Below are 15,261 nucleotides of genomic sequence, written 5' to 3' on the forward strand. Positions count from 1 at the left end.
AGCCAGCTGATTAAAATTCAAAAGTAAGATTATTATTTATGCTCAATTGCACATTTAGGCTTTATTTTCAGACCAGGCGCAATTCCCGGGCAAAAATACAAATATTCGGCATGAAAAAGCCCTGTGACCTCTTTATAAAATTGCCATAACTTGTAAACAGGGGCGGAGCCTGCTGAATTCGCGGCGTTTTCGTAAGAATGTAAAAGTACTGATACTGCTTTTTACTTTTGCTTCTCTTCGGGGTTGCATTACCCTTGGGATACCCTTGCGATACCCTTCCTATACCCTTGGTATACCCTTTAGGGTAAAGGAAGGGTATACCAAGGGTATCGCAACGGTATATCAACCTGCCGGAATATAAGAAGAAATCTAGGAGCCATTGGAATTAAATATAGAACAGAAGAGTACTGAATGAACCATAGAGAAGACACGAAATTTAGCAATTGATCCGGATTTTAAACTGGATATATTATATTTGGTCATCCAAAAATCTAATAAAAAAATGTCAGATCATAAAAAAGAAATATTCGACAGTGTAGCCCAACGCTTGAAAATCGAAGGTTTTAACGTAGTAAACCGCGATGAGACTCGTCCATGGGGTGGTTTTTTTGTTATCGACGAAGAGCAGGCTCAACAATTCGCAAATGTTTATTTTGACGGATTGAATGTCGATGAATTAAGAATCTCAGGTAAACTGAGTCCTAAAATATTAATCGTTGCACCAGCAACACGTTTGTCTTGGCAATATCACCACCGCCGCGCTGAAATCTGGCGTGTAGTGAGCGGTACAGTAGGCGTGATTACCAGCGAAACTGATGAGCAGGGCGATGTACAGCAATTGACTCCAGGAACAACTATTAAATTATCTCAGGGTGAAAGACACCGTCTGGTAGGTCTGGACGACTGGGGTATTGTTTCTGAAATCTGGCAGCATACAGATCCTTCTAATCCTTCTGATGAATCCGATATTGTTCGTGTAGAAGACGATTTCGGAAGATAATTCCAATCTGAAGTACATTAAAGCCGCGCCTTTCAGCCGCGGCTTTTTTTGTGAAAAAATTAAAGTGTGCTTATATTCAAAACATTACAGAATAATACTATTCTTTTGTTATTTTTGTGATTTAAGCTGGGTAAATTTTTTCCGGCTGGCTTTTAATTTACTGTATGATAATTTTAGTTTTCTTTTTACTCCACTGGTTCCTTTCTCTTTTTTCCCAGACTTTCTTCCTTCACCGATACGCTTCGCATAAGATGTTTAAGATGAATCCTTTCTGGGAGAAGTTTTTTTATGCGATCACTTTCCTGTCGCAAGGTTCTTCATTCCTGAATCCACGTGCCTATGCCATTTTGCACAGAATGCACCACGCTTTTAGTGATACAGAGAAAGATCCGCATTCGCCGCATTTTGTAAAGGATGTCTGGGGTATGATGATACAGACAAAAAATATTTATCTGAATTATGCGAAATATAATGAAGAGCCGGAAGAGCAGTTCCGTGATAATTATCCGTCTTGGCCAATAATTGACAAAATAGGGGACTCCTGGATTACCAGATTGGTTTTTATCGGTTTCTACATCTGGTTCTACGTAACTTTTGCTACCGCATGGTGGATGTTCCTTTTACTGCCGGTTCATTTCCTGATGGGTCCTTTACATGGTGCAATCGTAAACTGGTGCGGGCATAAATATGGTTATGCCAACCATGACAATAATGATCACAGTAAGAATTCCCTTCCACTCGACTTCCTGATGATGGGTGAACTGTTTCAGAACAATCACCATAAAAAGCCTAACAATCCAAATTTTGCTTCGCGCTGGTTTGAATTTGATCCGACTTATCCAATCATGAAGGTTATGCACTGGATGCGTATTATTAAGATCCGGAAGTTATAATCGGATTTGTTTTGAACAATCAGGCAGAAATGCCGTAACTATAAAACAAAAAAATCCCCGTTCAAACGAACGGGGATTTTTTTGTAACTGGTTAATCAGCTTTGCTCTTTGGCCTTGAACCACTAAATCTGCGGTTACCACCACCGCCTCCGCCACCAGAAGGTTTTCTGGCACCGCTCAGGTTAGGTTTATATTCTGATCTGTCTTGACGGCCACCTCTGGAAGGCTTGGCTTTTCCTTTCCCTTTTGCTGCTGCTGCTCCGGAGAGTAAAGCCTGCCAGCTCATGGCAAAAGGGTGATCTTCCTGTACAGGAATTTTAAGGGCAATTAGTTTTTCAATATCGTCCAGGTATTCTTTTTCTTCGCTATCGCAGAAAGAGAAGGAGATACCGCTGTTCCCGGCACGACCTGTACGGCCGATACGGTGTACATAAGTTTCCGGTACATTTGGCAGTTCATAGTTGATTACGTGTGTAAGCTCATCTACATCGATACCTCTTGCTGCAATGTCGGTAGCGACAAGGATCCGGGTTGTTTTATCTTTGAAATTACTTAAAGCCCGTTGTCTGGCATTTTGAGACTTGTTACCGTGAATTGCTTCCGCTTTTACGCCAACTTTAATCAAATCTTTTACGATACGATCTGCACCATGTTTCGTCCGGGTAAAGACCAGTGCTGTTGCAATAGTCTTATCCTGCAAAATGTGGATTAACAGATTTTTCTTGTCATTCTTCTCTACGAAGTAGATACTTTGCTCAATCTTTTCTGCAGTTGAGGATACCGGGGTAACTTCCACTTTTAAAGGATTGGTTAAAATGGTATCAGCCAGTTTCTGGATCTCAGGCGGCATAGTTGCCGAGAAGAATAAAGTTTGTCTTTTTGCAGGTAGTTTGGCAATCGTTTTCTTAACGTCATGGATAAAACCCATGTCCAGCATTCTATCTGCCTCATCAAGAACAAAGATTTCTACATCCTTAAGGTTAATAAAACCTTGTCCCATTAAATCAAGTAAGCGACCTGGCGTTGCAATCAGGATGTCTACACCACGGTGTAAAGCATCTGTCTGTGCCTTTTGTCCGACTCCGCCAAAAATAACCAGGTGACGAAGGGCAAGGTTTTTACCATAAGCTTTAAAGCTTTCTTCGATCTGGATGGCAAGTTCACGAGTAGGGGTTAATACCAGCGCACGGATAGGTCTTGGACCTTTAGCATTCTGGTGTTCTTTGTTCAGCAACTGTAACATAGGAATCGCAAAAGCTGCGGTTTTTCCTGTACCGGTCTGAGCGCAACCCAGTAAATCTCTGCTCGTTAATATTGTAGGAATAGATTGTTCTTGTATAGGTGTTGGGTTAGTATAACCCTCTGTTTGCAGCGCTTTTAAAATAGGCTCAATCAGGTTTAATTCTTCGAATAACAATGTGTTTGTATTTTAATTTGTAAAATGATGTTGAAACGTTCATGGCCGGCTTGTTCGCAAAGGCCGAATAGATTGCTGTTTAAACAATTACGTTCGTTGCAAATATACATATAAGTTATTTAACAATTTATTTTCTTTGGCTGCGTAAACGTCTCGCCCAGTAACCTATAAAATACAAGAGCATAAATATTGCAAACACGAGCAGCCCGTTAAGGGCCGAAACCGGGTCATCCTGATAAATACTGAGGGCGACAAAAATGTAAAAAGAAATGAAAATGATGGGGATAAACGGATACCACTTGAGTGTGAAAATACTGTCTTTATCCAGATGAGCCGTCGATTTACGAAGATAGAATAGGGTTGCCGCGGAGCTGGCAGTACCGATACAATCCAGTATAATCGTATAATTTAACAGGGTATCGAATGTTTTGCCGTAGAATAAAATAATCAGGACTAATGCGGTAAAAGCTGTAAGGCTGAAAACCATAACGCCTGTTTTCTTGTGCTGCCAGGCGAATGCAGCAGGGAGTGCTTTCTCTTCGCCCATTGCAAATAGTGCTCTGGGATTACTCAGCAAATTGACATTGACATAACCCAGAACGGACAGGAAGATTAATCCGGATAACAAGGTATAACCGACCGGGCCAAAAATTTTACCGGCCAGGATTGCAGCAATACTGTCTGCAGTTTTGAGTTCTTCGAACCCAATAACTTGTACATAAGCATAATTAATAAGCATATAAAGGGCAATGACGATCAGAATGCCAAACCTGATACCCTTTGGTAAGATTTTTTTAGGCTCCCTGACTTCACCGCCCAGATTTATAGTTTGTGTATAGCCGCCGAAAGAAAAAGATACCGCAACCAGGCAAAGTCCCAGTGCCTTACCATAATCTGCCCAGCCTGGTGCTTCGCCGGAAACGGATTTGAAAACAGGTGGAATACCTGAATTGGTGCTGCCGGTAAATAAAGCACAGATGAGCATAAGAATCAGCACAATCTTAATGATACTTAGAATATTCTGAATCTTCGAACTTGTCTTTAATCCCAACAGGTTTATACCATAAAAAATCAGGACAGTAATACCGGCAATGAGCAACCGGTAGGTGTCAGTGGGAACATCGGCTGGAAGGATAACACTGCTCAGGTACTCTGAACCGATTAGGGTTACTCCGGCAATAAATGCAGCATTGGTAACGATGATGATACCATTCATTGCAAATGCAATAGAAGGATGATAACAGGCCGAAAAAATCTTATAGTAACCGCCGTTAACAGGAAACCTTGAACCGATTTCTGCATAGATCAGTGCACCGCAGTAGGCAACAAGTCCACCGATTAACCAGGCCAGGAAAAACAGGGAAGGTATCTGAGCCTTAACGGCTACGTTAACCGGAGTGCGGAAAATTCCCATTCCGATGACCAGGCTGACCACGATCATGGAAAGATCAAAAAGGCTGAGTTGTTTTTTTTGGAGCATCTACTTAATTGAGTTGAAGCTGAAGGTAATGCTAATTGTTTATTTGTTGAAACTTCGTCAACTAATTGTGTGGATGAATGATTAAATTTGCATTTATACGTAAAGATTATGGCTGAACCAATTTATAACGATGACAGTATACGGTCACTGGACTGGAAAGAACACATCAGGCTACGCCCCGGTATGTATATCGGTAAGCTTGGTGATGGATCTGCCCAGGATGACGGGATCTATGTCCTGCTGAAGGAAATCATGGATAACTCTATCGATGAGTTCGTGATGGGTTCGGGACGCACCATAGATATTACTGTTTCTGATGCTAAAGTGAATGTCCGGGATTACGGTCGTGGTATTCCATTAGGTAAAGTGATCGACTGCGTATCTAAAATTAATACCGGTGGTAAATACGACAGTAACGCTTTTCAAAAATCTGTTGGATTAAATGGGGTAGGTACAAAAGCTGTAAACGCATTGTCCACAAATTTTGTCGTACAGTCCTACCGTGATGGAAAAACTAAAAAAGTTGAGTTTTCGAAAGGGGAGATCACCGTTGACCATCCTATTATAGATACTACGCAGCGTAATGGTACCGCAATTACTTTTTATCCGGATGAAAGTATTTTCAGGAATTACCATTATATCCCGGATTTTGTAGAAAGCATGATCTGGAATTATGTTTTTTTGAACACCGGACTTACAGTTAATTTTAACGGACAGAAGTATTTTTCTGAACGTGGTCTGTATGATCTGCTTCATAAAGTTGCCGATGTAGAAAATATCCGCTATCCTATAATTCACTTACTGGGCAGTGATATCGAAATTGCGATGACTCACGGTCAGCAATACGGTGAGGATTATCACTCTTTTGTTAACGGGCAGCATACCACACAGGGCGGTACACATCAGGCAGCATTTCGTGAAGCTGTAGTGAAAACAATCCGTGAATTTTATAAAAAAGAATATGAAGCTTCTGACATCAGAGCTTCTATAATAGCGGCAATTTCTGTCCGGGTACAGGAACCTGTCTTTGAATCACAGACGAAAACTAAACTGGGTTCTCAGAATATGGGACCCGAAGGGCCATCTGTCAGAACTTTCATCAATGATTTCGTTAAAAAGGAACTGGATGATTACCTGCACAAACATCAGGATGTAGCTGAAGCCTTACTGAAAAGGATCCTGCAGTCTGAAAGGGAAAGAAAAGATATCGCGGGTATAAAAAAACTGGCCAACGACCGCGCAAAAAAGGCATCATTGCATAACAAGAAATTAAGAGATTGCAAGGTTCACTTTAACACTACACATGACAAGCGGTACGAGACTACGCTGTTTATTACAGAGGGAGATTCTGCATCAGGATCTATTACCAAATCGAGAGATGTGGACTGTCAGGCAGTTTTTAGTCTGAAAGGTAAGCCTCTGAACTGTTATGAACTGACCAAAAAGGTCGTTTATGAAAATGAAGAATTCAACTTACTGCAGCATGCTTTAAATATCGAAGACGGACTGGATGGGCTGCATTATAACAATATCGTAATTGCTACCGATGCAGATGTCGACGGTATGCACATCCGTTTACTGATGATGACTTTCTTCCTTCAATTTTTCCCTGACCTGGTTCGTGCCGGACATGTATATATTCTGCAGACACCGCTTTTCAGGGTTAGAAATAAGAAAGAGACCATTTATTGTTATAGCGATGAAGAACGCAGAAAAGCGATCGATAAATTAGGCAGCAGACCTGAAATTACCAGGTTTAAAGGTTTAGGTGAAATTTCTCCTGATGAATTTGGCTTGTTTATCGGTAAGGATATCAGGCTTGACCCGGTAATTCTGAAAGATCAGACAATTAAAAACCTGCTCGAATACTATATGGGTAAAAATACACCCGACAGGCAACAACATATTATCCGTAATCTGAGAATCGAAAAAGATACAATCGAAGAATTAGTTTCGGCCGATGCAGAGGCTGCAATAGCGGCTGTCACTGAAGATATTGTTAATGCAGAACCGGCTTAATCCGGTTCTGTTCTTGTTTCGTTTGGATGCTTTGGAGGTAAAACGTCAACTTTCTCTTCCACGACTGTAATCTGGGTATGTACCGCATACTTGCTCGGCTTAATACCTTTATCATATTTTTCGGCATAGGCTTGTGTGAATTCTGCCCCGAAATAAAGAATTATTGCTGTATAATAAATCCACAGTAAAATAACGATGATCGAACTTGCCGCCCCGAAAGCAGAACCCGGATTACCTTTCTCTATGTAAATACCAATTCCATATTTACCGAGTCCGAATAAAAATGCAGTAAACAAGGCGCCTATGATCGCCGATTTCCACCTGATAATCACATCAGGCAATACTTTGAATATGATGGTAAATACCGCGGTAACAGCGGCAATAGTGATGACATTATTCAGGATGTATATAATCAATGTTGTGGTGTCATTAGCGACCGGAATCGCTTCTCCGATACCTGTGCGTTGAAGCAGCTCACCGAGTCTTGATCCCAGACTAAGCACAATACTGTTAATCACCAGAGACACCAGCAGCAGAAAACCCATCGACACAATCAGTGAAAAGGAAAGCAGCCGGTTGGTAATCATTTTTAACCATCCTTTTTTAGGAATTGCTTTAACTTTCCAGATCAGGTTAATACTATCCTGAATCTCCACAAAAATCGCTGTAGACCCAACTACAAGTGTTACAATTCCAATGATGAGTCCCATTGTAGATTTACCGGTCACGTTTGCATTTGCTACGAAACCCTGTAGCTGACTGGTTGCTTCAGCACCTACCATTTCAGTGATCTGATCGAATAGTTCAGTCCCCGGATCCAATTTGTCGCTGAAAAAAATACTGGCTGCTGAAATAATAATAATAATCAGCGGTGTTAGCGAAAAAATGGTGTAGTAGGCCAGTGAGGCACTTAATTTGGTAACTCTATCCTCGATGAACCCTTGTCCTGCCGCTACAAATAAATGATAAAGGGCAATGAAAAATTTCTTGATCTTGTCTATAATCTTCATTCGTCAGCTTAAAATGGATACCCTATACCTATATTATAAATTAAATTATCTTTTCTCCATGCTTTGCTGCCAAAGTCGACCTGGTCAAACACCCATCTTTCTCCTGGTGGCAGGTAAGGTTTACGGATTGGAAAGGCAACATCGAGCCTGATTACAAAGATCGTCGCATCCACACGCAGACCAGCTCCTGTACTAATAGCCATTTCACTCAGTGCGTCTTTGAATTTAAAACCAGAACCAGGTCGTCCTTCATCTACGCGCCCGGTCACCGGATCAACTCCGCCTTTATCTTCTTTTCTTAACCAGATATTACCAGCATCTGCAAACAATGCACCATAAAGAACGCTTACCAATTTAAATCGAAGTTCGGTGTTCAGCATTGCTTTAACGTCACCGCTCTGATCTGCAAAGATGGCTGTCTGCGGAGAACGGTAGGTTCCCGGACCTAATGACCTTGCTGCAAAACCCCTGATATCATTTGTACCACCAGCAAAGAACTGCTTAACAAACGGCATGGAACTACTATTTCCATAGGCATAACCATATCCCAGATTAAGTCTGTTTGCCCAGATCAGGTTTCTTGTGATCTTATAATAATCTCTGAAGTCGGCTTCAAATCTGATAAACTGTGTGAGCGGAACATTTAAAATAGTTTTCTGTCCAAATTCATTTTTCGGGACGAAAAGACCCCAGACATTACCGCCTGCCTGAATATTACCGTTGAAATAGATATTATTCCTTCGGTTATCTTCCATCTGATTCGTGTAAGCAAAGTTATAACTGCTTCCGATTATAAACTGGCGTTCCAGCGTGCTCCTCATTCCTGGTATGGCATATAAGCTATCCTGCTTGAGCGAATCTCTGGTTACTGTCGGACGGACAAACGTAATAGAGATTGGATTGAAGGTATGCTCTTTATACTGGTTCTCTTTCCATACATAACCATATTCGCCTTTGAAGGAGTTCAGGTTGTAAAGTGATCCACGGCTCAATAATTCATAGGAAAGTGAGGCGACTGTTTTAGGAATAAATGCAGTTGTACTTTTCGGTTTATAAAATGGTACAATAAATCTCGGAAAGGTCAGTTTGGCCTGTCCTGAAAGCGAGTACGAATTTAATCCCCTGGACTGTCCGCTAACCTGTGTTTCAAATCCTCCGCTGACACTAAGGTCCAGTTGTTCTGCACCGCGGAACAGGTTTCTGGTAGTCTGTGTGACTTTAACTTCAGATCCGACAAAGTTATTCGACTTACTTGTTCCTGTAACGGAAAAGGTTAGTGAATTCTTTTTCAGAGGGGTCAGATAGATATTCAGATCAAGTTGATTATTTTTAAAACTATCCAGCGGTATAAATTCTGCTTTCACTGCCTGGAATGCCCCGATATTGACCATCCGGTTTAAACTCTGGTTATGATCCTTTCTGTTATAGGTTTCACCTCTTTGAAAGAAGACCAGCCTGTCAAATAATCTTGGTTTAAAAGTATTCCTGTCGTCGTAGATTTCAAAGTCATTATAAACCTCAGGTGTAAGTTTTCTTAATGCACTGTCGCGGCGGAGTGAATACCTTGGATAAATTCTGATATGGTTAATCGTATAAGGTTTTAAACCGGCGTCCGGCGCAATATCTTTCACCCTGATATTTACATTAACCAGGTTATTGCCAATAGTACTATCTACCTGTAAAATCAGATAGTCAGGGCTGAAATAAAAGTATCCGCTTTCTTTAAGGTCATTGTCTATCCTGATCCGCTCATTTTTAAAAACGTCCAGATCGTAATAATCTCCCTTTTTAATTAAGGTTTTTTGCTTAAACTTATTAACTACGTTAGCCAGATTACCGGAGTCCTTTGGAAAGTTTACCGCATTAATTTTATACCTGTTACCCGTTTGAGCAGTATAAATTGCTTTGCCAGTTTTGCCTTTCACTAATGTGTCTCCGGTTACGACAGATTGCAGGTATCCCTGACTGAGGAGATAACTGGTCAGCACGGCATTATTATAGCTCAATTTTACTTCACTCAGTAATACAGGAGGTTCACCCACTTTCGTTCTCAGCCAGTGGCGGATACCTTTAGGTTTCTTAGGCTCCCCGGCGAGATTATAAATGTAAAGTTTAGGACGCAGGCCCAGAATGGATTTATTCGGTCTGGGTCTTGTTTTGCTCTCCAATGTCCCTTTGACATTTTTTTCATCGTCAATTTTCCCTGTGGTATCCGGATTTATCTTCACCTGAGCTCCGGTATATAAGATCTGACCTGGCTTTAAATACTTCGTATTACTGCAGGCTGCCACTACCAGACAGGTCAGGATCAATAGGCTCGGTTTCAATAGGTGTTTCATCGTATAGTATTCAGTATATTATTTTAATTGCCTTTTATTCTCATCAGCTGAACGGAATTCAACTACTTCTTTTTCGTTCTGCTTCTGTTCCTGTTTCGCTCTGCGCCTGATTCTTCTTTGCTGGAAAATCTCTCTGAACTTGTTATAGTCTACTACCAATGCGAAACCTAATCCTGTTTCAATAATCTGCCCCTCAATTACGCCCTCGTTTTGGTTTCTTCTGTAAGCTCGAAGCCTGTATCTGCCATCTGCAGACAGTGCATACTCCACATTTACATTTCCTGCAATATTGGTTGAGTTCTGACCTGGTGTAGATGGTCCCTCCAGACCAAAGGTGCTACCTACGGTGACAGTCAGCCTGTCGTTGAGTAGTTTTTTAGATAGTCCGACTTCCAGATCCGTTTTTTGTTCGAGTGATCCTGAAGAGTAGTCTTCTGAAGAGTTTACGCCGAAATTGATATCGACTCCCTGAATAAGATCCGATGCCAGGTTATTCAGTTGTTCGGTAAGCAATTTGCTCACACTGGAACGGGCAAGGGTAGAAACTCCACCACCACCACCGGCAAGACTTTCAAATGGATTATCTGCAATAAACCGGTTCAGTGCAAGCAGCGCGAAGACTTGTTTATTCAACTCGCTCTCGTCATTATTAACAATCATCAGCTTGGTATAAACATCTCCGCCCAGCGCGTTCCTTTCATTTTCAGGCAGGTCTAATCTGAAAGAGATGCTTGGTTTTAACAATTCATCTTTCATCATCAGGTATACCTGGAATGGTAATTTTGTTTTCGCCTGTATATTAGTCGGATCATTTAAAAGGTCAATCGGCGCAGCATTTACTTCGTATAAAGCGGTCAGATTTACATTTGCAGACGTAGGTTCGCCTGTCCAAACAATTGTACTCCCTTTAACCAATTTGAATTCTTTTTTACCCATTGGTCCAACAGATAGGTTATAAGATCCGTCGGTAACCTCGTAACGTCCGGTCAAACTTGTCTTTCCGCTCGCATCCATTGTAGCAGTCAAATTGGCTTCTCCTCTGACCTGCAGCGCATCACCATTTTCAGGGTCTACCACAACATTTAGTACTGCCTCGGGATCAATAGAAATATCTGCACTCAGGTTAATGCCCTTGATAGGTGCTTTACTAATACTGTCAGTTTGCAACGCCTTCTGTCCATTATACGGTGCCGCATCTGCATCAATAAACTGTACAATTCCTTCCTGAGATATAACCGAAGGATCATCTGGTGGCATAGCAAAATAGAACTTTGTGCCTTTTTCCACTTTAATGTTCATATCCACATCCGGCTGATTCAAATCGCCGCGTACTTTAATTGTACTGGTAAGGAAAACTGTTCCGTAAATCATTTCATTATCTGCCGCGGTAGAATTGAGCGCCCTGAAATTATTGGTACGGATATCCATGTTGAATTTATAATCCTTAAAATCGGTTGTCAGAATGCCACCATTAATCGTTGCCCTTCTGTTGAGCGAGTCAATAATTGTGAAATTATTAAACTTGATTCCTTCATTGTCGAAACTGATTGTTTCATTCGGCATTCTGAAATAAGAGTTTACATAAGTCGCTGTAAACGCAGCCTGATTAAATTTCAGATCTCCGAGTACTTTTGGTGCGCTGGTAGATCCTTTAATATCAAATTGCCCGGTTATGGTACCAGATCCGTTTTTGATCTGTCCCATTGACAAGCTCTCCAATGCTTTCAAATCTATTTTGTCAACATTGAGGGAGAAGTCCAGGGCATTTTCGCTTTTAGTATAATAAAAGCCGTTCAGCCTTAGCTCATGGACACCACTCAGCGCTATATTGGTTTCAAAGGCATCTGCGGTATTGTTGTTAACAGCGATTCGAAGTGTCCCCAGCTGATCTTTTTGGTAACGTAACTGGTCAATGGTAAGATTGGCTTCGAATTTAGGTGTCTCCATCAGATCTTTAACATCAACAGTACCGTTGATTGAACCTCCTGCAAGAGAACTGTCCTGATCTGCGAATTTGGTAAGTGTTTCAATTCTGAAATCTTTAAATTCTACTTTCAACGGTGAGTTAGGCGTAGCGTTCAGACTATTTATACTCAACAGCTGTGTGCCTTTGCTTAAGTTGAACTGATTGGCAAGGATGCCTGCCTGACCAAACTGAATAAAGTTTTCAGGAGATATTGCCCACTTTTCATAATCCAGCAGCAATTTCTGCGGGTCAAGGCTAAATTGAAAATTCTTATCAATGGATTTAAATATACCACCCAATACGTACTTATCTCTACGCTTACTGTCTCTCAGATAGATATTTAGTCCGAGTTGGTTTTGTGCTGCCTGTCCGCTGATCTCACTGTTGTATAGTGCAATGGAAGGGCTTTGGAAGCTTTTGATCAATAGTTTATAATTCAGCTGCTGATTAACATTGTCAATATTCAGCTGAGTGGAATCAACTTTGTAATCTCCGTAAACAACTCTTGGAACCCATGCATTCATAACCAGACTGTCTTTCTGTGTATCTAGTAGCCCGGACATGCGGGATGGAGAGAAGGTAGTTAGTTCAGGTACGAATTTTTTAAGGAAATCCGGATTAAATATCTGTACATTAAATCTGAAGCGCTGATCTGGTATCTTAGTTACCGTCCCAAATGCATAGTATTTATTGATCTGGTTAATGACTGCTGCTCCAAGGTTAGTCAACTGGTATTTTCCATCTACTCTCGCATTTAATAACTCAGATTTTAAGCTAAGCAGGTTATGGTCTGCAGTAGCTTCGGAATGAATGTCTACGGTGTCAATGTTAAATGACTGGCCTTCTTTGACAACCTGAAGACTTCTGATACTGACATCGCCGTTCAGATAGTCTGGATCGGCGGTAGCAATATCCGCTTTAACCAACCCGGCCAGCTTCAGTTCTGTCGGGCTGAAATTTAGTTTCTGAAGATCTACCTGTTTAAGGTTCAGATCTGCTTTAACGGCAGGGTATTTTCCGGCAATATTTACGAATGCAGTGAGATTAAAGTTTGCATTTGTATCGGCCATCTCACTTTTCAGATTCAGTTTCTGTGCGGCATAAGTACCACTCAATAAAAGATTTTTATAGGTGTATTTATTATAAACGGCCGAAACTAAACGCGCATTTATCTTAGCCGAAGCTGAATTGGCATCCAGTCCGGTTCCTTCAACTTGTGCCTTGACTGTTATACGGCCTAAGGTCTGCTGCATTTTCATGAGCCTGCCTATGTTAAAATTCTGCAGGTCTAAATCTGCTTTGTATTTTTCTTTTCCTTTCGGTCCGCTCATTGCCGCCTGCAATTTTGCACTACCCATATCCGTATTGATATTGAAACCGGTATTGAAATTGGTCATTCCACCTTTAAAGGTACCAACCGCCACAATAGAATTTGGCAACTCAATATTTGCAGGCAGCGACTGTTTTGGTATCACGGCCAGCAAATCGGCTTTGGTCATAGAGAACCGTTTGATCTTAATGTCCAGTTGGGCTTTCTCTGCATCGGGAAGTCCCTTCACCTGCCCGCTAATATCTATATGCGTGTTTTTAAGGCCATCTACTTTCAGGGTTGGAATACTCAGGTTATTCATATACCCTTTTGCAACAGCAGAGATTTTTATCTTTTGATTTCTGTAAGCCGCAGGAACTGCATTACTAAAGTAAGTGGCATCTTTAAGACCCAGTACTGAGTTCTTCAGCTGGATATCAATTTTAACGCGCTCGGGGTGTTTAGTTAGATCTTCCAACGAAGTGTACTCCAGCGTCGTTTGATTTTCTACCTGCGTATTTGGTGTTTTGAATAAAAAGTTAGTCAGTTTCACTGTCTTATCATTATACAGGACGTTTCCTTTAAGCTGTGATAGCTCAAAGCCACTTTTTTCTTTCATTCCCGCACTGATGAGGTTTACTTTAATTCCTTCCGGGCTGTAAGATAATTCTTCGGCATTCAGGCCAAGTTGTTTAATTCGCAGGTGATTGAAATCCATTCCGGTGGGCAAGGCCTTTTCACCGAGATTGTCAAATTGTATAGTATTGTCAGCAAGCTGAAGTTTTTTGACCAGAACAGACATCGCCGATGGTTTGGCGGCAACTGTATCAGTTTTTTTAGTTTCAGCTTCTACTTTAGCCGGTTTGAATGCGAATGCAACATTTGATTTATTCAAACTGGCTTCATCCAGTCTAAAGTCTGACTTCGTTAGATCTGCAAATAAGGTTTTAAGATTTAGCTGGCTGATATTAAGATCTGCCCTGGTGTCAGACAGCATATCGTTAAATTTGATTTTAATCTGTTCCAGATTGACGTCCTGAATTTCTACCAGTGGAAGTTTTCCTGCAGCTGCCTGAGCAGTGTCCAGGCTGTTTTCCAGATGTGCAGCCAGTTGAGTTAACGGTTTTTGCTGCAAATAACTTACGCTGGTATTCTTAAGACTGAAGTCTTTAATCACATAGTGCTGTCCATCCAGATCAAAATCTTTGATATTGGTTTTAAACTCCCCAAGGTTCAGGTGCATGTCATTACCCGCAACATCATCCCGGTAGGTAATTCCTATATCTTTCAGGCTTATTTTGCTCACTGAAAATTTCATGGTCGAAGTGGTGTCCTGCTGAACTTTGTCTTCGGGTTTCTTTTGCTCGGACATGAAAGCGTCCACTAAAAAAGAAAAGTTGAAAGTAGTGTCCGGATTAATCCTGGTTACGTTTGCCCGTATAGTTTCCAGTTCAATATTGTTAATCTCCACTTTGTTCTTTAACAGTTGAAAAAGACTAATGTCTACTGCAAGCTTTTGTGCATAAAGTAAAGTATCACCTTTTTTGTCTTCCATGTAGAACTTGTTTAAAACAACGTCCTTTGGAAGTGCAATTTTAATACTTTCCAGACTTACCTCTGTATGGGTTTTATTTTTCAGATAGTTAATAGCTTTCCCTTTTGCAAACTGTTGTACAGCAGGAATATTAAGTGATACGGCAAGTAAAACTACGAGTAGAATTATACTGCCAATGACCCAAAGAATGACCTTTAAACTTTTTCGTACGTATTTATTCAATTGACAAGTTTTTTGAGAGATTGATGAACAAAATTTTTACATGTTTCTGTT

General features: G+C 41.0%; 8 protein-coding genes. 3 read left to right on the forward strand and 5 right to left on the reverse strand.

Going from position 1 to position 15,261, the window contains the following annotated elements; all coding sequences use genetic code 11:
• Positions 1–502: 502 nt before the first annotated feature.
• Both BM192_RS17315 and BM192_RS17320 read left to right on the forward strand, forming a co-directional pair.
• Positions 503–1,000 carry a cupin domain-containing protein gene (locus BM192_RS17315; protein ID WP_037440173.1) on the forward strand — a complete coding sequence of 166 codons (498 nt, stop codon included), beginning with the start codon at positions 503–505 and terminating at the stop codon, positions 998–1,000.
• A 164-nt stretch (positions 1,001–1,164) separates the two neighbouring features.
• On the forward strand, positions 1,165–1,893 hold the full coding sequence (locus BM192_RS17320) for an acyl-CoA desaturase (protein ID WP_037440171.1): 729 nt from the start codon (positions 1,165–1,167) through the stop codon (positions 1,891–1,893).
• A gap of 91 nt (positions 1,894–1,984) precedes the next feature.
• Here BM192_RS17320 and BM192_RS17325 read toward each other — a convergent pair whose 3' ends face one another.
• Positions 1,985–3,310, reverse strand: coding sequence for a DEAD/DEAH box helicase (locus BM192_RS17325; RefSeq protein ID WP_037439722.1), 1,326 nt, complete (start codon positions 3,308–3,310; stop codon positions 1,985–1,987).
• Positions 3,311–3,437: 127 nt separating this feature from the next.
• Entirely contained in the window at positions 3,438–4,790 is a 1,353-nt protein-coding gene (locus tag BM192_RS17330; RefSeq protein ID WP_037439720.1) for an APC family permease, read from the reverse strand.
• A gap of 108 nt (positions 4,791–4,898) precedes the next feature.
• Here BM192_RS17330 and BM192_RS17335 point away from each other — a divergent pair, with 108 nt between their 5' ends.
• Positions 4,899–6,809: a DNA topoisomerase IV subunit B gene (locus tag BM192_RS17335; RefSeq protein ID WP_037439718.1), complete on the forward strand. Its 1,911-nt coding sequence runs from the start codon at positions 4,899–4,901 to the stop codon at positions 6,807–6,809.
• Here BM192_RS17335 and BM192_RS17340 read toward each other — a convergent pair.
• From BM192_RS17340 to BM192_RS17350, 3 genes are read right to left on the reverse strand one after another with little or no spacing between them, the layout of a single operon-like run.
• Positions 6,806–7,819, reverse strand: a complete 1,014-nt coding sequence (locus tag BM192_RS17340) for a YihY/virulence factor BrkB family protein (RefSeq protein ID WP_051759776.1) — start codon at positions 7,817–7,819, stop codon at positions 6,806–6,808. The two genes, BM192_RS17335 and BM192_RS17340, sit on opposite strands and share 4 nt — an antisense overlap.
• A gap of 8 nt (positions 7,820–7,827) precedes the next feature.
• Positions 7,828–10,158, reverse strand: coding sequence for a translocation and assembly module lipoprotein TamL (gene tamL, locus BM192_RS17345; RefSeq protein WP_037439716.1), 2,331 nt, complete (start codon positions 10,156–10,158; stop codon positions 7,828–7,830).
• A gap of 18 nt (positions 10,159–10,176) precedes the next feature.
• Positions 10,177–15,210 (reverse strand): translocation/assembly module TamB domain-containing protein, encoded by a 5,034-nt coding sequence (locus tag BM192_RS17350; protein ID WP_051759774.1) that lies wholly within the window; start codon positions 15,208–15,210, stop codon positions 10,177–10,179.
• Between the last annotated feature and the right edge of the window lie 51 nt (positions 15,211–15,261).

The organism is Pedobacter antarcticus (assembly GCF_900112985.1).
GTDB lineage: Bacteria > Bacteroidota > Bacteroidia > Sphingobacteriales > Sphingobacteriaceae > Pedobacter > Pedobacter antarcticus.